Annotated in this window: 15 protein-coding genes; 3 read left to right on the top strand and 12 right to left on the bottom strand. The window is 73.1% G+C overall.

Translation table 11 applies throughout. The annotated features are described in order from the left end of the window. Positions 1–52: 52 nt before the first annotated feature. The 4 genes from ACFYT4_RS22635 to ACFYT4_RS22620 all read right to left on the bottom strand — a co-directional run bounded on the left by ACFYT4_RS22635 (position 53) and on the right by ACFYT4_RS22620 (position 4,100). Positions 53–1,156 carry a DUF5925 domain-containing protein gene (locus tag ACFYT4_RS22635; RefSeq protein WP_389271779.1) on the bottom strand — a complete coding sequence of 368 codons (1,104 nt, stop codon included), beginning with the start codon at positions 1,154–1,156 and terminating at the stop codon, positions 53–55. A gap of 186 nt (positions 1,157–1,342) precedes the next feature. Further along, positions 1,343–2,137, bottom strand: coding sequence for a polysaccharide deacetylase family protein (locus ACFYT4_RS22630; protein ID WP_389271951.1), 795 nt, complete (start codon positions 2,135–2,137; stop codon positions 1,343–1,345). Positions 2,138–2,157: 20 nt separating this feature from the next. Continuing rightward, positions 2,158–3,225 carry a glycosyltransferase family 2 protein gene (locus ACFYT4_RS22625; protein ID WP_389271776.1) on the bottom strand — a complete coding sequence of 356 codons (1,068 nt, stop codon included), beginning with the start codon at positions 3,223–3,225 and terminating at the stop codon, positions 2,158–2,160. After that, positions 3,222–4,100 (bottom strand): glycosyltransferase family 2 protein, encoded by an 879-nt coding sequence (locus ACFYT4_RS22620; RefSeq protein WP_389271773.1) that lies wholly within the window; start codon positions 4,098–4,100, stop codon positions 3,222–3,224. Before ACFYT4_RS22620 ends, ACFYT4_RS22625 begins: the two co-directional genes overlap by 4 nt. A gap of 1,028 nt (positions 4,101–5,128) precedes the next feature. Between ACFYT4_RS22620 and ACFYT4_RS22615 the strand changes: the two genes are divergently transcribed. Then, positions 5,129–5,938 (top strand): SGNH/GDSL hydrolase family protein, encoded by an 810-nt coding sequence (locus ACFYT4_RS22615; protein ID WP_389271770.1) that lies wholly within the window; start codon positions 5,129–5,131, stop codon positions 5,936–5,938. On the opposite strand, the gene ACFYT4_RS22610 is transcribed toward ACFYT4_RS22615, so the two are convergent. The 4 genes from ACFYT4_RS22610 to ACFYT4_RS22595 form a co-directional block, all read right to left on the bottom strand. Continuing rightward, a complete protein-coding gene (locus tag ACFYT4_RS22610) occupies positions 5,922–7,589 on the bottom strand; it encodes a serine/threonine-protein kinase (protein ID WP_389271767.1) in 1,668 nt (555 codons plus the stop codon). The two genes, ACFYT4_RS22615 and ACFYT4_RS22610, sit on opposite strands and share 17 nt — an antisense overlap. A gap of 56 nt (positions 7,590–7,645) precedes the next feature. Continuing rightward, positions 7,646–9,238: a nickel transporter gene (locus tag ACFYT4_RS22605; RefSeq protein ID WP_389271765.1), complete on the bottom strand. Its 1,593-nt coding sequence runs from the start codon at positions 9,236–9,238 to the stop codon at positions 7,646–7,648. Positions 9,239–9,318: 80 nt separating this feature from the next. Further along, positions 9,319–10,647 carry a tetratricopeptide repeat protein gene (locus ACFYT4_RS22600; RefSeq protein WP_389271762.1) on the bottom strand — a complete coding sequence of 443 codons (1,329 nt, stop codon included), beginning with the start codon at positions 10,645–10,647 and terminating at the stop codon, positions 9,319–9,321. 177 nt (positions 10,648–10,824) lie between these two features. Then, positions 10,825–12,378, bottom strand: a complete 1,554-nt coding sequence (locus ACFYT4_RS22595; RefSeq protein ID WP_389271760.1) for a DUF4331 domain-containing protein — start codon at positions 12,376–12,378, stop codon at positions 10,825–10,827. A gap of 242 nt (positions 12,379–12,620) precedes the next feature. Between ACFYT4_RS22595 and ACFYT4_RS22590 the strand changes: the two genes are divergently transcribed. Beyond that, the gene (locus ACFYT4_RS22590; protein ID WP_389271757.1) at positions 12,621–12,887 is read left to right on the top strand and encodes a hypothetical protein; all 267 of its coding nucleotides are present in this window, start codon (positions 12,621–12,623) and stop codon (positions 12,885–12,887) included. A 131-nt stretch (positions 12,888–13,018) separates the two neighbouring features. Here the strand turns inward: ACFYT4_RS22590 and ACFYT4_RS22585 are convergent, their stop codons facing one another. The 4 genes from ACFYT4_RS22585 to hmgA all read right to left on the bottom strand — a co-directional run bounded on the left by ACFYT4_RS22585 (position 13,019) and on the right by hmgA (position 17,885). Continuing rightward, on the bottom strand, positions 13,019–14,227 hold the full coding sequence (locus ACFYT4_RS22585) for a CaiB/BaiF CoA transferase family protein (protein WP_389271754.1): 1,209 nt from the start codon (positions 14,225–14,227) through the stop codon (positions 13,019–13,021). Positions 14,228–14,297: 70 nt separating this feature from the next. Continuing rightward, positions 14,298–15,470 carry a type ISP restriction/modification enzyme gene (locus tag ACFYT4_RS22580; RefSeq protein WP_389271751.1) on the bottom strand — a complete coding sequence of 391 codons (1,173 nt, stop codon included), beginning with the start codon at positions 15,468–15,470 and terminating at the stop codon, positions 14,298–14,300. A gap of 168 nt (positions 15,471–15,638) precedes the next feature. Next, positions 15,639–16,391, bottom strand: coding sequence for a GntR family transcriptional regulator (locus ACFYT4_RS22575; protein WP_389271748.1), 753 nt, complete (start codon positions 16,389–16,391; stop codon positions 15,639–15,641). Positions 16,392–16,403: 12 nt separating this feature from the next. Next, on the bottom strand, positions 16,404–17,885 hold the full coding sequence (hmgA, locus tag ACFYT4_RS22570) for a homogentisate 1,2-dioxygenase (RefSeq protein ID WP_389271745.1): 1,482 nt from the start codon (positions 17,883–17,885) through the stop codon (positions 16,404–16,406). 83 nt (positions 17,886–17,968) lie between these two features. Between hmgA and ACFYT4_RS22565 the strand changes: the two genes are divergently transcribed. After that, the gene (locus ACFYT4_RS22565; RefSeq protein WP_389271948.1) at positions 17,969–18,607 is read left to right on the top strand and encodes a TetR family transcriptional regulator; all 639 of its coding nucleotides are present in this window, start codon (positions 17,969–17,971) and stop codon (positions 18,605–18,607) included. The last annotated feature ends 106 nt before the right edge of the window (positions 18,608–18,713 follow it).

Here is an 18,713-nt window from a genome sequence, read left to right as displayed (position 1 = left end):
GGGCCCGCAGGTCGTGGGGGCCGTACCCCGGGTAACCCCGCCGCAGAGCAACCTAGAGGTACAGGCCCGCCGTCGGCGGGTGCTGGTCGGGGATCGAGGGCGGCGTACTGCCCCTCCGCAGCGCGTACAGCTCCGCCAGCGTCGCGCCCTCACGGCCGACCCCCTCCTCCGTGCCCAGCCAGCCCGCCGACTCCTCGCGGGTCAGCGGGCCCACCTCGATCCGGGCCAGGCAGCGGCCCGGTCGCACCACCGCGGGATGGAGCCGCTCCAGGTCCTCGTTGGTCGTGACGCCGACGAGGACATTGCGGCCCTGCCCGAGGAGACCGTCCGTGAGGTTCAGCAGCCGGGACAGCGCCTGGCCCGCGGTGTGCTTCGCCTCACCCCGGATCAGTTCGTCGCAGTCCTCCAGCAGAAGCAGCCGCCACCGGCCCTTCGCCGTGCCCTCGTCCTCGCCGATCGCGATGTCCATGAGGTAGCCGACGTCGTTGAAGAGCCGCTCGGGGTCGAGGACGCAGTCGACCTGGCACCAGTCGCGCCAGGAACGCGCCAGCGTCCGCAGCGCGGAGGTCTTGCCGGTGCCGGGCGGCCCGTGGAGCAGCAGCAGCCGGCCGGAGATGTCGTCCGGGGTGACCTTCATCAGACGGTCCATCGCGTCGGCGACGGGCGCGGTGTAGTTGGCGCGGACCTCGTCCCAGGTACCGGCCGCGATCTGGCGCGTGGTCCGGTGCGGACCGCGCCGCGGGGAGACGTACCAGAACCCCATGGTGACGTTCTCCGGCTGCGGCTCGGGCTCGTCGGCCGCGTTATCGGTCGCCTCCTTGAGGATGGTCTCGGCGAGTTCGGCCGTGACGGCGGTCACGGTGACATCGGCACCCCGGTTCCAGCGGGAGACGTGCACGGTCCAGCCGTCACCCTCGGCGAGCACCCGGCTGTCGTCGTCGTCGCGCGCGGTGCGCAGGACGGTCGCCGCCGCAGGGAGCAGCGTGACACCGGGCCTGACACGGTCGATGCTGCTGCTGTGGGAGTACGGCTGTGCTCCCGTCGCGAAGCGGCCGAGGAACAGCGCGTCCACGACGTCCAGGGGTGAGTCGCTGTCGTCGAGGTTGAGCCGGATCGGGAGCGCGTCATGGGGCTGTGCGGCAGACATGCGCCCCATGATCCGGCACCGGCCCGCCCGTCGCACGGAGTTTTGTCCCGGGGCGCGGCGGGAGCACGGTCACCGTGACACGGCGGTGTGCCGTACTGGTACGCGGATCCGCGCGCGGGGACCGACCGGTACGCAGACCCGCGTACCGGAGGCTCCACCGGGGCGGGTACGTCCGCCGGGCCCGCCGTAGGTGACTCAGTCGCTCGCCAGTTCGGCCGCCGTCCGCCGGATGACCGTGACCGCCCTGCGGGTCCGCCGCACCGCCGCGTATCCCTTGGTCAGGGCGCGGTCCTTGGCGAAGTTCCGGCCGATGGCCCGCCCCTCGACGAGCCGTTCGAATTCGTCGATGCCGGTGTTCCGCCGCACGGTCACCCGTTCGATGGCGTACGGCCCCTGCGCGGGCCGCGCGAGCGCGTTGCCGACGGCGAAGGACTGCGCGAAGCCCGCCGCCCGCACGGTGGCCCGCACCCGGCGGCTGGAGTAGCCGTAGGGGTAGGCGAAGGAGAGCGGCGGGGTGCCCAGTTCGTCGGTGATGATGTCGCGGCAGCGGACGGTCTCGTACCGCAGCCGCTCGTCGTCGAGCTGGTCCATCTGCGGATGGCTGTGGGTGTGCCCGCCGATCTCGGTGCCGGCGGCGGCCAGTTCCCGCACCTGGTCCCAGTCGAGCATGGTGTCGATCGCGCCGCCCTCGTCGTACTCCCCGCGCAGCCAGCCGGTCGAGACGAACAGGGTCGAGGCGAAACCGTGCTCGGCCAGGACGGGGAGGGCGTGCCGGTGCACGCCTTCGTATCCGTCGTCGAAGGTGATCAGCACCGGCCGTCCGGGCAGGGGCCTGCGGCCGCCCGAGCGCCAGGACTCTCCGAGCTCGGCGGTGGAGACGGGCGTGAAGCCCCGTTCGCGGAGGAGTTCCATCTGCTCGGCGAAGGCCCCGGGGGAGACGGAGAGTCCCAGGGTCTCCTTCGCCGGACGGTGCCCGACGGCGTGGTACATCAGGACGGGGACGGGCCGGCTCACCGCGCCGCCCCGCCCTGTGCCGCGGGCGACGGCGAGCCTGCGGCTCCCTCGGCGGGCAGCGGCTGGATCGGTCCCGACGAGAACGTCACACCGCCCTTGCGAGCCCGTGCCGTTCCGACCACGTATCCGCCCGCGGCCACCGCCACCCCGGCGATGATCGCGCCGGCCCGGCCCGCTCCGCCCCGGCGTCCGCGGGCCGCGTCGCGCAGCCCGCGCACCACTCCGGCGGGCAGCACCCGGGTGGTGTAGCGGCGCTCGGACTCCAGGCCCTTGCCCGCGCCCACGCTCTTGGCGACGAGTGCCTTGGACAGGCCCTCGGCGTAGGTGCGCGTACGGAAGTAGGCGAACCGCTCGCGCACGGCGGGGACCTTGTGGTGGATCACGGCGCGGTCGTCGATGAGCAGGACGGCGCCCGGTACCGCCTCGGCGAGGCGGATGCACAGCTCGGTCTCCTCGCACCCCAGCGGGCGCTTGTCGCCGTCGCGCCCGATGCCGGTGGCGAAGCCGCCGGCGGCGTCGAACGCGGTACGCCGGAAGGAGGCGTTCCCGCCGAGGACGTTGCGCACCCGCACCTTGCCGGCGGGCAGCCCCCGGTAGGTGCAGCCCACGACCCAGTCGAACTCCTCGGGGAACCAGGCCGGCCGGCGGCCGGAGGCCCAGGCGGCGTCGGTCCGTCCCCCGACGGCCATGACCGCCGGGTCGTCGTACGCCTCGGCGAAGTACCGCAGCCAGTCGCGCTCGGCCACGGCGTCGTCGTCGAGGAAGGCGACGAACGCGCCGCGGGCGGCCGCGATTCCGGTGTTGCGGCCGGAGGACAGGCCGCGGGGGCCCGCGTTGGCGAGCACCCGCACCCGTGCGCCCGGGGCCGGGTCCCCGGCCTCTCGCCCGTACTCCTTGTACTCCCTGGTGAGCCGCTCCAGCAGGGCCGGGTTGTGGTCCACCACGAGCAGCGTCTCCAGCGCGGGCAGCGACTGGTTCCGTACCGAGTCGACCGCCGCGAGGATGTCCTCCCAGCGGTCCTCGGTGTAGGCGCAGATCACCACCGAGAAACGGTGGTCGCTCAAGACGTCTCTCCCCGCGCGACCTTCACTCCGAGCGTGCCCGCGCCCCGACGGCGTGCGGCGCGGGTCACACCCTTCTCCTTGAGGATGACCTTGAGCACACGGATCCCGTCGCGGACGGCGCTGAGGTTGCTGACGCCGTGGATGCGGTTGTACTCGTGGCTCGGGACCTCCTGGACGCGCAGCCCGGCCTTGACGACCCGGATGTTCATCAGGGTCTCGATCTCGAAGCCGGTGCAGTCGAGGGTGATCTCGTCGAGGCAGTGCTTCCAGAAGGCGTTGTAGCCGTAGCAGAGATCGGTGTAGCGGGCGCCGAACTTGGCGTTGACGACGCTGCACAGGGCCCAGTTGCCCATCTTGCGGATGAAGGTCATGTCGTCCGTGCCGCCGCCGTTGGCGAAACGGGAGCCCTTGGCGAAGTCGGCGCCGGAGACCAGGGCGGAGACATAGGAGACGATCTCGTTGCCGTCCGCGGAGCCGTCGGCGTCGACCATGACGATGATGTCGCCGGTGCAGGCGGCGAATCCGCTGATCAGCGCGTCGCCCTTGCCCTTGCCCGCCTGCTTGACCACCTTGACGTCGGGCCACAGCTCACGCGCGACCTCGACGGTGTTGTCGGTGGAGTTCCCGTCCACGAGGACCACTTCATGGATCCAGTCGGGCAGGGTCTTGAACACGTACGGCAGGTTCTCGGCCTCGTTCATCGCGGGGATGACCACGCTCACGGGCGGGGTGATCGCCAGATGGGACGAGATCGGCCGGTAGCGGGCCTCCGCGGATTCCGCCGTCGGCTGTATCGGAATGCGGACAGCGGCGCGGTCGGTGGCCGACAACGACTGATCTTGCCCCGGAGCGGCCGGGCGCAGGACTGAACTCATGGGTCTGTTTTCCCTCTCCACCGGTGGATCGCCCGCCCCCGGGCGATCCGGATGAGTGTCCGGTTTAAAGGGGGGTTACTTCTTCACCGGCCCATCACGGAGCAGCACTCCGTACAGGTCCGGCGAGTTGCAGAACTGGCCGCGCGGCACGGCTCGGCAAGAGCACGAAAACCGAGACGGCACCCCCCTACCGCACCCACCCGCTCCGGACCATCGCGACGCTTGAGCCCTCCCCTAGAGCCGCTTGCTGATGAGCCAATGCGGGTGGAAGTGTGACGGTATTGATGTTTGCGACTGTATGACAAGCCCAGGAACGTGGTCTTGCTTTTTACATTTTTGATACCGATTTGGTGGCCAGTTGTGCACCTGCGCTGATCGGATTTCCTTGATCGTGTTTCACAGGCGATCAACTGGACTTGCGCGTTCCGGTTCCTCCTCGCGGAGGGGCCCATCGGCGCGATCCGGCCTCCGGGTGGAGGGGGTTCGCCCGTTCCGACGACCCCCCGCCGCCCACAGGAACAACAGTGCGGTTACTACCACGATAGCGGTCACTCCGCCGTTCGCGGCCGGAGTGTCCAGGGATGACAGCACTCCGGCGACCGCCAGGTCGATCCCGGCGGCCCCCGCGGCTGCCGTGGTGGCGCGGGTCGTGGAATCCAGTCCCCGCAAGGCCGCGTACAGTCCGGAGGCCGGCCCAACGAACAGGAAAAAAAGGATAAAAGGAGCACGCAGGGGTGAATCCGCGTTGGCGAGCGCCAAGACAACTCCGGTGCCTGAAATGGCGAATGTCACACCGGAAAGGATCGCCGGAAGATCATTTCCGGCCAATAGGGGTGTGCCTTTGATGCCCTGCATGACCGGATTTGCTCCCAGGCTGCCTGATATCGGTTCCTCATGCTGCTCAGCCTGCGGGCTTCCGTCAAGGACGCGGGCGCGGCGGCCTCGTGAAAACTTGTCATGGACACTTCCGGTGAAGTGTGCGGGCTGCTACGAAAGTTGTGGCAGAGATCCTGCTAAACGGAGGTTCCATGAAACTGTCCCGTATCGCGGCTTTCTCATCGTCACTCCTCCTCGCCGCCGTACTCGCTCTCACCGGAGCGAACCCGGCGCAGGCCACCGCAGCCCCCGCCGCCCTGGACTACGCGGCGCTGGGCGACTCCTACTCGTCGGGCGTCGGAGCCGGCGCCTACGACGGCGCGAGCGGCTCCTGCAAGCGCAGCGACCGCGCCTTCCCCAGGCTCTGGGCGGCCCGGAATTCACCCTCGTCGTTCGCTTTCGCCGCTTGCTCGGGCGCTCGTACGAGTGACGTCACGGAGGGCCAGCTCGGTTCCCTCGGGCCCGCCACCGATCTCGTCTCCCTCACCGTGGGCGGCAACGACGCCGGCTTCGCCGACGTCATGACCACCTGCGTCCTCATGTCCGAGTCCACCTGCCTCGACCGGATCGCCGAGGCGCGCTCGTACGTCGACCGGACCCTGCCCGGACAACTCGACGGCGTGTACGCCGCGATCCGGGCCAAGGCCCCCTCCGCCCGCGTCGTCGTCCTCGGCTACCCCCGCTTCTACCAGCTCAACGGCACCTGCGTCGCCGGACTCAGCGAGCGGGAACGGTCCGCGCTCAACGCGGCCTCGGACCACCTCAACACCGCCACCGCGAAGCGCGCGGCCGACCACGGCTACACCTTCGCGGAGGTCGTCACGGCCTTCACCGGGCACGAGATCTGCTCCGGGGATGCCTGGCTGCACAGTGCGAACCTGCTCAGAATCGGAGAGTCGTACCACCCCACCGCCGCTGGTCAGTCCGGCGGCTATCTGCCCGTCTTCACCGCGCACGCCTGACGGCCGGACCGGCCCCGGTGTCCGGCGTGCGGGAGACGCCGTCCGACGGCGTCTCCCGCACGCAGGTGACCGAGAATCCGATCCAGGCGGACCGCGCCTCGACCGGGCTCCGGACCTCCACCCGGATCCGGTCGTGGCGCGTCCCGGCCTCGGGGTACGCCTGCTCGGTGTGCTCGACCGCCTTCTGCCGCTCCCCGCCGGACGGGAACGTCAGCGTCCGCCAGCGGGAGTACGAGCCGTCCCCGCTCTCGGTCGCCCAGCGGTACTCGACGGTCGCCGGGGTACGGCCCACGGTGATCTGCGCCCGGAAGGCCGGGGCCCCGGAATCGGGCGGCGGGCAGGTGCCGGAGTATTCGTCCCGCACGGCCTGGACGTGCACCGTGACCGTCTGCGGCCGGTCGTCCGGCGGGGGAGTGTTGTTCCCGCCGGTGTTCCGGCTCCCGGTCCCGCCGTCGTCCGTGCCACCGCCGCCCGGCGCGGTGGTACCGCCACCGCCCGAAGGGGACGGGGGCGGCGTCTCCTTCGGCGACGACACCCCGCCGGAGGAGACGCCGCCACCGCCCCGGTCGGCGCCGCCTCCGTCTCTGTCCATCAGCGCCCAGGCGAGGCCGCTCACCGCGAGCAGCAGCACGGCGATCCCCGTGGCCAGCACGGCCACCGACCGGCGCGAATGCGGCGGCGGCCGCAGGCCCGTCGTCGTGGCCGGCCCGCCCGCCGGGGTCGCCGGCCCGGGGGCGGGCGGCCCCGGCGCGGGAGTGGCCGCCGTCGTCCGGGCGGAGACCGTCGGACTGTACGGACCCGGTGGCACCGCCGTTCGCGTGCTCCCTCCCGCGCCGACCAGCCGGAGCTGCCGCTCGGCCTCGGCGGCCGGCATCCGCTCCGCCGGCTCCTTGCGCAGCAGCCCCGCGATCACCGGCGCCAGCTCACCGGCCCGGCGCGGCGGCGGCAGTTCCTCGTCGACCACCGCCCGCAGGGTGCTCAGCGGGGTGTTCTGCCGGAACGGGGAGATGCCCTCGACCGCCGCGTACAGCAGTACACCGAGCGACCACAGATCCGACTCGGGCCCCGGGGTCCGCCCCAGGGCCCGCTCCGGGGCGAGGAATTCGGGCGAGCCGATCAGCTCGCCCGTCATGGTGAGATGGGACGTCCCCTCGACCACCGCGATCCCGAAGTCGGAGAGCACGACCCGGCCGTCATTGGCGATGAGGACGTTCCCCGGTTTGACGTCGCGGTGCAGCACACCCGCGCCATGGGCCGCGTTCAGCGCCGCGAGGACCTCGGTGCCGATCTGCGCCGCGCGCCGGGGGACGAGCGGACCGTCCGACTCCAGCACTTCGGCCAGGGACAGCCCCCGGATCAGCTCCATCACGATCCAGGGACGGCCGTCCTCGACGGCCACGTCGAAGACCGTCACCACGTTGCGGTGCGAGATCCGGCCGGCGGCCCACGCCTCCCGCTCCAGCCGCTGGTACAGCCGCCGTTCCTCGGTCGCGCCGAGCCCGGCCGGGGCCCGTACCTCCTTGACGGCGACCTCGCGGTCGAGCACCTCGTCACGGGCGCGCCAGACCACACCCATACCGCCCTCGCCGAGCGGGCTCAACAGCCGGTAACGCCCGGCGATCAGCTGGTTCTCCGGCACGCGAGCCCCCATCCGTAGCAGCAGCACGGCATCTCGTGGAATCCCGGTGGAAACCACTCCAAGCTAGCTCAACTCCAGGCCGCTGCCGCCCCCTTGAACAGCAATCCGCAGCCGAGAAGCAGAACCGTGCACGCGGTGCCCAGCGGAGCCGCGCGGTGCGCCAGGGCGACGAGCTGTCCGCCCGGCCTTCTCGGGGCCGCGAGCCGCGCGGCGGCCCGCTCGCCGACGCGTACGACCAGGAGGCCCGCGGCGGCGAGGGTGAAGGCGAGCCCGGCGCCGTACGCGAGAACGAGGAGGAAGCCGAACCACGCCCGGCCGAGAGCCGCCGCGCCGACCAGCACGACCACGGCGGACGGGCTGGGCACGAGCCCGCCGGCGAACCCGAGGAGCAGGGTGCCGACCGGTCCCCGCCGCTCGGGGGTGCGCGCGCGGTCGTGGTGGCCGTGCCCGTGCGGCCCGGGGTCGTCGGTGTCGTGGCCGTGGCCACGGCCGTGCTCGTGATGCCCGTGGTCGTCCGCGTGCCGGTCGGGTTGTCCGTGCCCGTCAGAGCCGTGTCCGTGGCCGGGGTGTCCGTGCCCGTCAAGTCGGTGGCCGTGAGGGTGAGGGTGATGGCCGTGGTGGTGCTGGTCGGGCGGAAGTCCCCGGCGGCGCCAGGCCCTGCGGACGAGCGCGGCACCTGCCGCCGCCACCAGCGCGCCGCTCGCCACCCCCAGCCACGCCACCACCGAAGCGGCCGCGGCCGACCCCGCCGCCACCAGCCCTCCCAGCGCGAACACCCCGAGGGTGTGGGTGACGGTCACCGAGGCGCCGAGCGTGAGGACGTCACGGACCGAGTGACGGCCGCCCGCGGCCGCGGCGGCGGCCATCAGCGTCTTGCCGTGACCGGGCGCCAGGGCGTGCATCGCACCGAGACCGGTGGAGACCGCGATAGCGAGGGCGGCGAACGGCAGGGTGATCTCCCGGCGTTCGACCAGCCCGGTGAGGGCCTGCGTCCAGCGGTCGGCCCTGCGCGGAAGGACCGGGAACGTTCCGTCCCCGCCCGCGCGCCCGTCGTCCGTCAGCGCCGGGCCGCCCGGGACCGCGGTCAGCGCGGCCCGCGTACGGCCCGGCGGCTGCGCGAGACCGTCCTCCGGATAGTCCGTCAGCCGGCGGGACAGGGACTCCCCGGGAGCGTCGGACCGCTGCAGCGTCATCCGGTCGCCGCGTGCCGTGATCTCACGCCAGCCCGGTCCGCCGTCTCCTCCCGGGGCCCGGAAGACGAGGGCGGCCCTCCCGTCCGGCAGCGGGGCCGTCAGCCGGCACTCCACACGGAGGGTCGGCAGACCGGCCTGCCCGGGGCGCAGTTCGGCCCGGCTCGCGTCCGACCTGAGCGCCACCGCGCGCCCGTTCACCTCGACGCGCCCCTCCTGTGCCGCTGCGGCGCACCGGGCGCGGGCCCAGGAGGGCAGCCGCCCCGGCGTCCGGGAGGACGGGTCGATCTGCGCGGTGGGGATCTCGGCCAGATCCTCGACATGGTCGACCCTCAACTCGCCCCGGGCGACGACCAGTCCGTCGTAGCGGTTGACGGTGAAGTTGCCGAGCGGATGCGCGGCCGCGCTCCCGCCGAGGACCAGGAACACCCCGGCGACCAGTGCCGCCGTGACGGCGAGACGGCTCCCCACAGCACCCCGCCCGCCGCGGCTCCCACCGTCCGCGCGGCCCCCTCCCGTGTCTTCACGGCCTGCGCCGTCTCCGGCGGACCTCATGCGCCCTCCCCGAGGACGCGCCGCGCCTCGGCCGCGCCGAGCGGTGAGAAGGCGGGGTTCAGCCGCAGCGCCTCGGTCAGGGTCCGGCGGGCCGCGGCCCGGTCGCCCGCCGCGTGCTCGATCATGCCCCGGTGGTAGAGGAAGGCCGCGTTGCGGTATCCGGTCGCCGTGGCCTTCCCGGCGTACGGCAGCGCCTCCTTCGGCCTCCCCGCCCGGTGCAGCGCCCACGCGAGCGCGTCGGCCGTGTGCACCGTCCCGCGCCGCCGGTACTCGGCACGGGCCGCGACCAGCGCGGCCGCCCGGTTGCCGTGGTCGGCCTCCGCGAGCGCGGTGCCGGGATCCGGGTTCATGCCGCTCGCGCGGGCGAGTGCGGTCCAGGTGCCGATCAGCGCGTACTGCCGGCGGGCGGACTCCCGCCGCCCCGCCGCCTCGTACAGCTCGCCGAGCGCCACCGATCGGCCGGGGAGCGGGGAGCGTGCCACGATCCGCTCGTACTGCGAGATCGCCTCGGCCGTCCGGCCCTGCGCCGCGTACGTCCTCGCCCGGCACTCCTCGGCGGCGATGTTGCCCGGCTCGGCGCGCAGCGCGGTCGCGCAGTGGCCGAGAGCGGTGGCGTACTTCCCCCGCGACCAGGCGAGTTCCCCGAGCGCGGTCGCCACGTACGCGGTGTCGGCGGGCGTGCTCGCGGACCGCAGCGCCAGCTTCAGCACTTTTTCGGCTTCCCCGGTGTTCCCGCGCAGCTCGTGGACGTACGCGAGCCGGGTGAAGACGGGGACGCCGGGCCGCTTGCGGTCCGCCTCCCCGGCGGCCCGCAACGCCTCGTCGTAGCGGCCGAGTTCGACGAGGGCGTCGATCCGGACCGCGAGCCCCTGTTCGCTGTACGGGTTGGCGGCGACGGCCCGTTCCGCGTCCCCGAGCGCGGCGGGGAAGTCGTGCCGGGCCGCCGCGAGCGCGGCACGCCCCGCCAGCGCGGCGTCGTTGCCGTCCGGCCGCAGTGCGAGGGCCCGGGCGAACGCGTCCTCGGCGCGCGGGTAGCCGCCGGGATCGCCGGAGGTCCGCGACCGTTCCACATACGCGGAGCCGAGGGCGGCCCACGCCCCGGCGTCCCCGGGCCGGTCGCGCACCCGGGCCTCCAGTGCGCGCACTCCGGAAGCGGGACCGCGGGCGCCTCCCACGGGATCCGGGGGCGCCGCCGGGCCGCCGCCCCACACGGCGGCTCCCGCGCTGATCGCCAGCGCGACCCCGACGGCTCCCAGCCCGGTGGCGACCCGCCGCCGGATGCCGCCGCGCGGTGCGCGGAGGGCTTCGCCGGTCTGCTGAGACATGCTGTCGCTGTCCTCTCGGGCGGGGCTCGTCGGTGAGCCCGTCGGACGGGCTCGCGAGGGAGCCCCTGGCGGTGGGGTGCGGACCGGAGCCGGACCCCGGCCCGCCGTCCCCCGGCCCGGGCGGGGCGAATGCCCGGGCGCCGGCACCGCCGGTCCCGGCCGCCCCCGCCGCGCCGGTCAGTAGTAGCCCTGGTCGCGCCGGCGCCTGCGCCACCAGGACAGGGCCGTGCCGATCAGCAGGACGCCCGCGACCGCGCCGCCGGCCGCCGTGTACAGGACGGTCTCGTCGGTGCCGCCGCCCGACGCCGACGACAGCGAGGCGCCGCCGTTCAGCGCGTTGCGGGAGCCGCCCTTCGCGGTCGGACCGCGCGAACCGGCGGTCGGCAGCGCGACATACGGGAAGCTCGTCCCGAACTCCTGGTCGTTGGCGTCCACCGCGTCGCCCAGGTCGTTCGCCGCACCCACCAGCTCGCCCTCCACGACCTGGAGCGCGATGTCGATCACATCGTCGGTGAGCCTGCGCCCGTTGGGGAATCCGGCGTTGTCGCCGTCGAGCACACCCAGCCGCCGGGGCTCGGCGGCCGGCCGGACGGCCGTGTTGAGCCGCAGGGTCTCGGCGGGCCGGACACCCGGGGGCTGGTTGAGGTCCTTCACCCCGGTGAGGAAGACCGACACCAGGTCGTCACGCGGCTCGGCCGGGGCCTTGATTTTGTAGAGGGCCTCGATCAGCTTCGGCAGCTCGGGGTTGGTGACCGACTTCAGGAAGTCGGCGTCGTTCCGGGGCGCGGACGCGTTGAACCTGTCCTTGTCCTTCACCGGGATGACGACCTCGTTGACCAGGGGCATCCCCAGCCGTGACACCTGGGCGAACCCGCCGTCCGCGGTCCGGCGCCGGGTCGTCGACCAGACGCCGATCACCGGCTGCCGACCGGACTGCCGCAGATAGTGGCTGGGGATCTGGAGGGCGACGGTGTTGACGTTGTAGCCCTTGAGCGTGTCGTTGCCGACCTCGGAGAGATCACCTCCGTACAGCAGGTCGAAGACCCGCAGATCGAGGAAGAAGGGGTCGTCGGCCTGTCCCGCGAACGCGGTGATGCCGCTGGGCAGCCGGTGGATCGCCTGGTCCCGCAGGTCGGCGTACCGGGGCATGGACGCCTTGCCCACGTTCGACGGCGCGACCCGCACGTCATCGGCGATCTTGATGGTGGAGCGCACCCGGTGGTGCCGCAGCCGCAGCAGATCGATGTCATAGGTCTGGGCGACATGGAGATCCGGGTCGTCGAGGCTGGTGACGGGGCCGGTGTTGTAGAGGAACGTGTCCCCGTTCCTGATGTGATCGGTGAAGGTCCAGCGGTAGACGAGGTCGGCCATCGCGTCGCCGTCGCTGTCGATGTTGATGTCGTACCGGGCGTCCTCGGCGAACCGGAAGAAGTTCGGCCCGCCCGCGGGCTCCGAGAACGGCAGCCAGTTGGCGACCAGGGTGGTGGTGTCCGGTTTGTCGGGGCTGACGAAGGCGTACACATCGGTGTTGTCGAACTGGGGCTGCCCCGAGACCAGCGGGGCCTCCCGGTGGCTGGAGGCGGTCGCCGGCCGGGGTGTGAGAGCACTCACACCGGCGGCGGTGAGCGCCCCGGCCGTCAGGGCGCCACAGGTGAGCACGGCGAGGCCCCTGCGCCCCCGGAAGACCCCGGCGGTGCCGGTCCTCCACCCGCTCTTGTCGGTAGCGGTCATCGGTCCGTCCGTTCTGAGCAACGAGTTCGGTTGCCTTGCGCACGCCATTCGAGGCCGTGCGACGGATGGATTGGTGGAGCCGCAAAACTGTCCAACTCGCCCTGGAATCAGATGTATTCACCGTGGAGTCGTCAACTCCGATACCGGAGTGGTGAATCCTGCCGCCGGGATACACGGGTGTCACCGCGGGGCGATAGGGTTAACCTGCCCGGGCCGGGTGCGTCGTACGGGTGGGGAGTGACATGGAACAGATAACAGTGCGCAGCAGGCCGCGCGTGCCTGCGATCACCTGCGGGAACAGCGCGACCAGCTCGCGTCTCGACCGGCATCTCTCGGTGCTCGGCGGTCCCGCCGTCCCGCAGCGCGAGACCGTCGAGGCGACCTCGCTGATGCGTGAGCTGACGTCACGTGATGTGACGCGCGACCGCAACAAGTCCAAGAGCGGGCGGGTCTCCCTCTTCGCGCCGCTGCGGAGACTGCGTCGGACGCTGTTCGGCAGCCGCCGCTGACCCTCGCCCGCCGCCCGTCGGCACGCGTACCGCTCCCGTATCCGAACCCTCATGTGTCACCGCCTGTGCGGCCCCGCGCCCAGGCGATCACACTCCCCGGCGCCCCGCCGAGGGCGCCCGTCATCACCTCCTCAGGCGACCACGCCGTCCCGGCGCAGCGCAGCCGTCCCCTCCTCGGTCATCCCCAGGGCCTTCAGCAGGGCGTCGGTGTGCTCACCCAGCGCCGGGACCGCTCCCATCCGCGCCTCCGGACCGCCCGGCAGGGTGATCGGAGGCAGCAGCGCCTTCAGCGGCCCGGCCGGTGAGCCCACCTCCCGCCACCGCTCCCGCGCGGCGAGCTGCGGATGCGCGGCCACATCCGTCACCGTGTTGAGCCGCGCGCAGGCGATGCCCGCCGCCTCCAGCCGGGCCACCGCCTCCGCGGTGGGGAGCCTTCCCAGCGCCTCGGCCACCTGCGCGTCCGTCGTCGCGCGATGGGCCGTGCGGGCCGTATTGGTCGCGAACAGCGGGTCGAAGCCCAGTTCGGGCCGCCCCAGGACCTGCTCGGCCAGCCGCCGCCACTCGCGGTCGTTCTGCACCGACAGCAGCACCTGTCCGCCGTCGGCGGTCGGATAGACGTCGTACGGCACGATGACGGCGTGCGCCACACCGGTACGCGCCGGGGGCTCGCCCCCGTGCATGCCGAAGTGCAGCGGATGCCCCATCCACTCCGCCAGCGACTCCAGCATCGAGATCTCCACCGGGCCGCCGCGTCCGGTGACACCGCGCCGCACCAGCGCCGCCAGCACCCCGGAGAAGGCGTACATGGCGGCCGCGATGTCGGCCGCCGGAATGCCCGCCTTCACCGGCTGTCCGGCGGTGCCGGTCACCGACACCAGGCCCGCCTCGCACTGCACGAGCATGTCGTACGCCCGCTTGTGCGCGTACGGGCCCTGCGCGCCGTACCCGGAGATGTCCACGGCGATCAGCCGGGGGTGGACCGCGCACAGAGCCGGTGCGTCCAGACCGAGCCGCGCGGCGGCGCCCTGGGCGAGGTTCTGGACGAACACGTCGGCGTCCGCGATCAGCCTCCGCACGATGTCGAGTCCGCGCGGGTCCTTGAGGTCGACGGCGAGGGACTCCTTGCCGCGGTTGCACCACACGAAGTGGGAGGCGAGCCCCTGCGCCGCCGTGTCGTAGCCCCGCGCGAAGTCACCGCCGTCGGGGCGCTCGACCTTGACGACCCGCGCGCCGAGATCGGCGAGCTGGCGGGTGGCGAAGGGGGCGGAGACCGCCTGCTCGACGGCGACGACGGTGATCCCGTCGAGGGGCAGTGGCGGGGGCGGTGGCTGAGTGCTCATGGTGCCGTGACTACCGTGTGTACGGGGCATTTGTCACGTCCCGCCCGGCGGGCGCAGCGGGGGAGCAGGCTCAGAGCAGGGCGAACTGACCGTCCGGGCCCTCCTCCAGATGGTCGAGTACGGACGCGGGACGGCGGGCGGCCCCGGGCGGCGGCAGCACGCCGGGCAGCTCCGTGATCTCGGGGTGGACGCCCAACGCGGTTCGCCGGTCGGCCAGTTCGCCGAGCAGGGCCAGTACGGTGATCAGCTCCAGCAGGTCCGAGGTCCACTCCTGCGGCCAGGCCGGGGGCCGGATCGCGTCCAGCGTGCCCGGCTCGGCGGGAGCGGTACGCCGCTCGAACCACAGCTCCAGGACCCGTACGCCCCCGATCCGGAAGTCCCAGGCCGGCGCGGGCACCGGGGAGATGCGGCCCTCACCCAGACTCAGCGTCTCCGTGCCCGGCTCGTACCCGATCACCTCGGGCCGCGCGGGCACCGCGGCGCGCACATAGGGACGGCGCCCGCCCGGCAGCCGGGGCCGCTCACCGCCCCGGGCGCCCCGGAGCTGGATCTCCAGCAGGCGCCGCCCCAGCTCCACCCCGGTCAGCCACACCTCGGGGTCGGCGGGCAGCGGCACCCTACATCCCGACGGCGAGTGCCTCGCCGCCGCCACGATCCAGGCGAACACCGCGTCGGCGTCCACCCGCCGGCCGTAGCGGGCGCCGAGCGCCGCGGGCAGCCCCGGTGCGAGATTCGGCTCGGCCCCGCCGGGCCTGCGGTACAGCGGGCGGATCCGGCCCGGCCGGCCCGCGGGGGAGTACCCGTCGGGCAGCGGTGCGGACACCACGACGGCCGGGCCCGGGGCCTCGGTGCCCGCCGGGAGCGGCCCCTGCTCGACCAGGAACACCTGGTGCTCGTCCGCGACCCGCCACAGCTCCGGGCGGGCCACGTCGATCAGCCGGTGGTCCGGGATGATCCACTGCCGGTCGAAGGGGCCGTGGTCCATCCGCACGGGCGCCGGGCACCGGCCGTCCTCCCCGGCGAACGGGCCCGTCCCCGTGGCCTGTCCGGGCAACTGGCCGACCGCGCTGCGCGGGGTGCGCGCCCGGGTGCCGCCGAACAGCGCGTCCTGCTCCGCGCCCCGCGCCCGTACGACCGTGTCCCAGCGTGCGATCAGCGATGCGGCGTCCGGGGCCATCACCCAGGTACGCCCCGTCCTCAGGGGGCGTACGCCCCAGGGCATCAGCTCGTCGAGCATCGGCATACGGACATTCTCCCGGACGCCGCGCGGGGGTCCGTCCGGTGCCGTGACGCACGCGACAGCCGGGGCGCGTGCGACGCCAGGGCGCAGGTGCCGCCGTGTGCCGTTCGCGGCCGGGGCTTCTCCGCGCCGGCGGACCACTCGGCGCGGTGGATCATTCCGCGCGGTGGATCACTCCGCGTCGAGCGTGACCGAGAAGGAGAACCGGTCCCCCCGGTACCGGATGCGCGCCACGTCCACGACCCGCCCCGCCGTGTCGTAGGTGACGCCCGTGTAGTGCAGGATCGGGCTCAGCAGCGGCACCTGGAGCAGCCGGGCCGTCGGCGGATCCGCGAGCCGTGCCTCCACGGTGTCCGTGATCCTGCCGATCCGCACACCGAGCGCGTCCCGCAGCACCTTCGTCATCGGCCAGCGCGCCAGATCCGCGAGATCCAGCCCGGCGGCGACCTCCGGACGGACCGCGTTCTCGGCCCAGTTGGTCGGCTCGCCGGAGTCGCCGTCGCAGCGCAGCCGGCGGTACGTCATGACCTCGGCCGTGTCCGGGAAGTGCTCGGCGAGTTCGACGGGGACCGGCTCGGGGCCGTGGCCCAGGATCGTGGTGCGCTCGCCGGACTGCTGCGCCACGATCGCGTCGACCGACCCCAGCAGCCGCCTCGGGGCGCCCCGGCGCGCGCCCGGTTCGATGAAGGTGCCGCGCCGCCGGTGCCGGCTGATCAGTCCCTCCTCCTCCAGCTCCTTGAGGGCCTGGCGCATGGTCAGCACGCTCACGCCGTAGTGGGCGGCGAGCTGCTCCTCGGTGGGCAGCCGCAGCGGCGCCTCGGGCGCCCGGCCGAGTATGGAGGCGCGCAGCGACTGCGAGACCTGGTACCACAGCGGCAGTTTGCGGTTCAGGACCAGCGAATCAGGGGCGAAGGAGGAGGTCACGGGGACTCCGTATCAGGACATGAAGTGACGCTCAAGACCCTGCCACACGTTGTCGTACCCCTTCTGCCGATGATCCGCTCCCGCCGCCTGCCCGGTCACGGTCAGCGGCCAGCGGGTCTCGAACATGAACGCCAGCCCGTCGTCGACCCGCTGCGGCCGCAGTTCGGCCGCGCTCGCCCGCTCGAAGGTGTCCCGGTCGGGGCCGTGCGCCGACATCATGTTGTGGAGCGAGCCGCCCCCGGGGACAAAACCCCCCTGTCCGGCGGTTTTGGCGTCGTACGCGCCTTCGATCAGGCCCATGTACTCGCTCATCACATTGCGGTGGAAGTACGGCGGCCGGAAAGTGTCCTCGCCCACCAGCCAGCGCGGAGCGAAGACCACGAAGTCGACGCCCGCGAGACCCGGGGTGTCGGTGGGGGAGGTGAGGACCGTGAAGATCGACGGGTCGGGGTGGTCGTAGGAGACGGTGCCGATGACATTGAAGCGGCGCAGATCGTAGACGTACGGGACGTGGTTGCCGTGCCAGGCGACCACATCGAGCGGGGAGTGGCCGTAGGTCGCCGACCAGAGGTTGCCGCAGAACTTGGTGACGACCTCCACCGGGCGCTCCACATCCTCGTACGCGGCGGCGGGCGCGAGGAAGTCACGGGCGTTCGCGAGGCCGTTGGCGCCGATCGGGCCGAGGTCGGGCAGCTGGAACGGCTGCCCGTAGTTCTCGCAGACGTATCCGCGTGCCCGCTCGTCCAGCAGCTCCACCCGGAAGCGGACACCGCGCGGGATCAGCGCGACCTCGCCGGGGCGGGCGGCGAGCATGCCCAGCTCCGTGACCAGCAGCAGCCCGCCGTGCTCGGGGACGATCAGGAGTTCGCCGTCCGCGTTGCCGAACACCCGGTCGGTCATGGGGGAGTCGGCGTGGTAGAGATGCACGGCCATGCCGGTGCGCCGGGCCGCGTCGCCGTTGCCGCCGAGCGTCCAGAGCCCGTCCAGCCAGTCCGTGCCGGGCACGGGTTCCGGCAGCGGGTCCCACCGCAGCCGGTTGGGGTCGGGGACGGTCTCGGTGAACGGCGCGCTGCGGATGCCGCCGTTGCCGGCGCGGTGGAACGGGGGGTGCGCCGCGGACGGGCGGATGCGGTAGAGCCATGAGCGCCGGTTGCGGGCGCGCGGCTCGGTGAACGCGGAGCCGCTCAGCTGCTCCGCGTACAGCCCGAGGGGGGCGCGCTGGGGTGAGTTCCGGCCGAGGGGGAGCGCGCCGGGGACGGCCTCCGAGCTGTGCTCGTTGCCGAAGCCGGGGGAGTACGCCAGGGACTCGGCGGTCTTGCGGGCGCTCTCGCGCCTGTGCCCGGACCCGGCGGCGGGCCCTTCCGATGCCGGCCCTCCCGGCAGCCCCGGGCCCTCCGGATCTCCCGGCTCCGACCGGCCGGGCTGGTGCGGCTGTTGCGGCTGTGTCCGTTCCGGTTGTGCCCGTCCGGACTGTGTCCGCCCGATCCCGCTCATCGTCAGCTCCCGGTGCCCGAAGTAATCCTATGGACAACCGTAGGATTGCGGGACCGTCCCGTCAACGCCATCGGGACGGCATGATGGTCGGCGTGTCCCACGCTCCTCTTCGCCGTGAACCCGTCCAGCGGCGCAGCGCCCAGCGGCTCGCACGGATCCTGGACGCCTGCGCCGAACTCCTCGACGAATCGGGTTACGAGAAGCTGTCCACGCGGGCGGTCGCCGAGCGGGCCGGAGTACCGATCGGGTCCGTCTACCGCTTCTTCGGCAACAAGCGCGCCCTCGCGGACGCGCTGGCCGCACGGAATCTGGACCGGTTCGCGGAGCGGGTCGACGCGCGGCTCCCCTCCCTGGCCGCGGGGGACTGGCGAGGGCTCCTGGACGTCGTCCTGGACGAGTATCTGGCGATGAAGCGCACGGTTCCCGGGTTCTCCCTGGTGGACTTCGGCCATCGGATCCCGCTGGGCGGACGCCCGGCCGGCGCGAACCACCGGGTCGCGGACCGGCTGCTCTCGCTCGTCGCCGCGCAGGTCGGCCGGGAGGCCGACGAGGAGCTGTCCCGGGCGGTCCTGGTGGCCGTGGAGGCGGCGGACGCGCTGCTCCAACTGGCGTTCCGGGTCGGCCCGTGCGGGGACGAGGGGATCGTCGCGGAGGTGCGCAGGCTCTTGCGGGCGTATCTGGGGGATGTGCTGGAGAGCCCGTCCGGTACGCCCGGCGCGTGAGGGCGGACCGCGTCGGGCGCACCGGACGGGCGTCACGGACGGTGGACCGGCGCCCGGCCCCTTGTGCGCCTGCGGCCACCGGATATCGAGCCTCGCCCGTGACCTG

The organism is Streptomyces sp. NPDC004609 (assembly GCF_042873655.1).
Classification (GTDB): Bacteria; Actinomycetota; Actinomycetes; order Streptomycetales; family Streptomycetaceae; genus Streptomyces.
Note: the sequence above shows the minus strand (reverse complement) of the source record. Positions and strands in the feature narration are given on the sequence as shown.

Coding starts and splice junctions, on each gene's coding strand:
- ACFYT4_RS22635 (WP_389271779.1), bottom strand. CDS start 1,156: ATGGGGCGCATGTCTGCCGCACAGCCCCATGACGCGCTCCCGATCCGG.
- ACFYT4_RS22630 (WP_389271951.1), bottom strand. CDS start 2,137: ATGTACCACGCCGTCGGGCACCGTCCGGCGAAGGAGACCCTGGGACTC.
- ACFYT4_RS22620 (WP_389271773.1), bottom strand. CDS start 4,100: ATGAGTTCAGTCCTGCGCCCGGCCGCTCCGGGGCAAGATCAGTCGTTG.
- ACFYT4_RS22615 (WP_389271770.1), top strand. CDS start 5,129: ATGAAACTGTCCCGTATCGCGGCTTTCTCATCGTCACTCCTCCTCGCC.
- ACFYT4_RS22610 (WP_389271767.1), bottom strand. CDS start 7,589: ATGGGGGCTCGCGTGCCGGAGAACCAGCTGATCGCCGGGCGTTACCGG.
- ACFYT4_RS22600 (WP_389271762.1), bottom strand. CDS start 10,647: ATGTCTCAGCAGACCGGCGAAGCCCTCCGCGCACCGCGCGGCGGCATC.
- ACFYT4_RS22595 (WP_389271760.1), bottom strand. CDS start 12,378: ATGACCGCTACCGACAAGAGCGGGTGGAGGACCGGCACCGCCGGGGTC.
- ACFYT4_RS22590 (WP_389271757.1), top strand. CDS start 12,621: ATGGAACAGATAACAGTGCGCAGCAGGCCGCGCGTGCCTGCGATCACC.
- ACFYT4_RS22585 (WP_389271754.1), bottom strand. CDS start 14,227: ATGAGCACTCAGCCACCGCCCCCGCCACTGCCCCTCGACGGGATCACC.
- ACFYT4_RS22580 (WP_389271751.1), bottom strand. CDS start 15,470: ATGCCGATGCTCGACGAGCTGATGCCCTGGGGCGTACGCCCCCTGAGG.
- hmgA (WP_389271745.1), bottom strand. CDS start 17,885: ATGAGCGGGATCGGGCGGACACAGTCCGGACGGGCACAACCGGAACGG.
- ACFYT4_RS22565 (WP_389271948.1), top strand. CDS start 17,969: ATGGTCGGCGTGTCCCACGCTCCTCTTCGCCGTGAACCCGTCCAGCGG.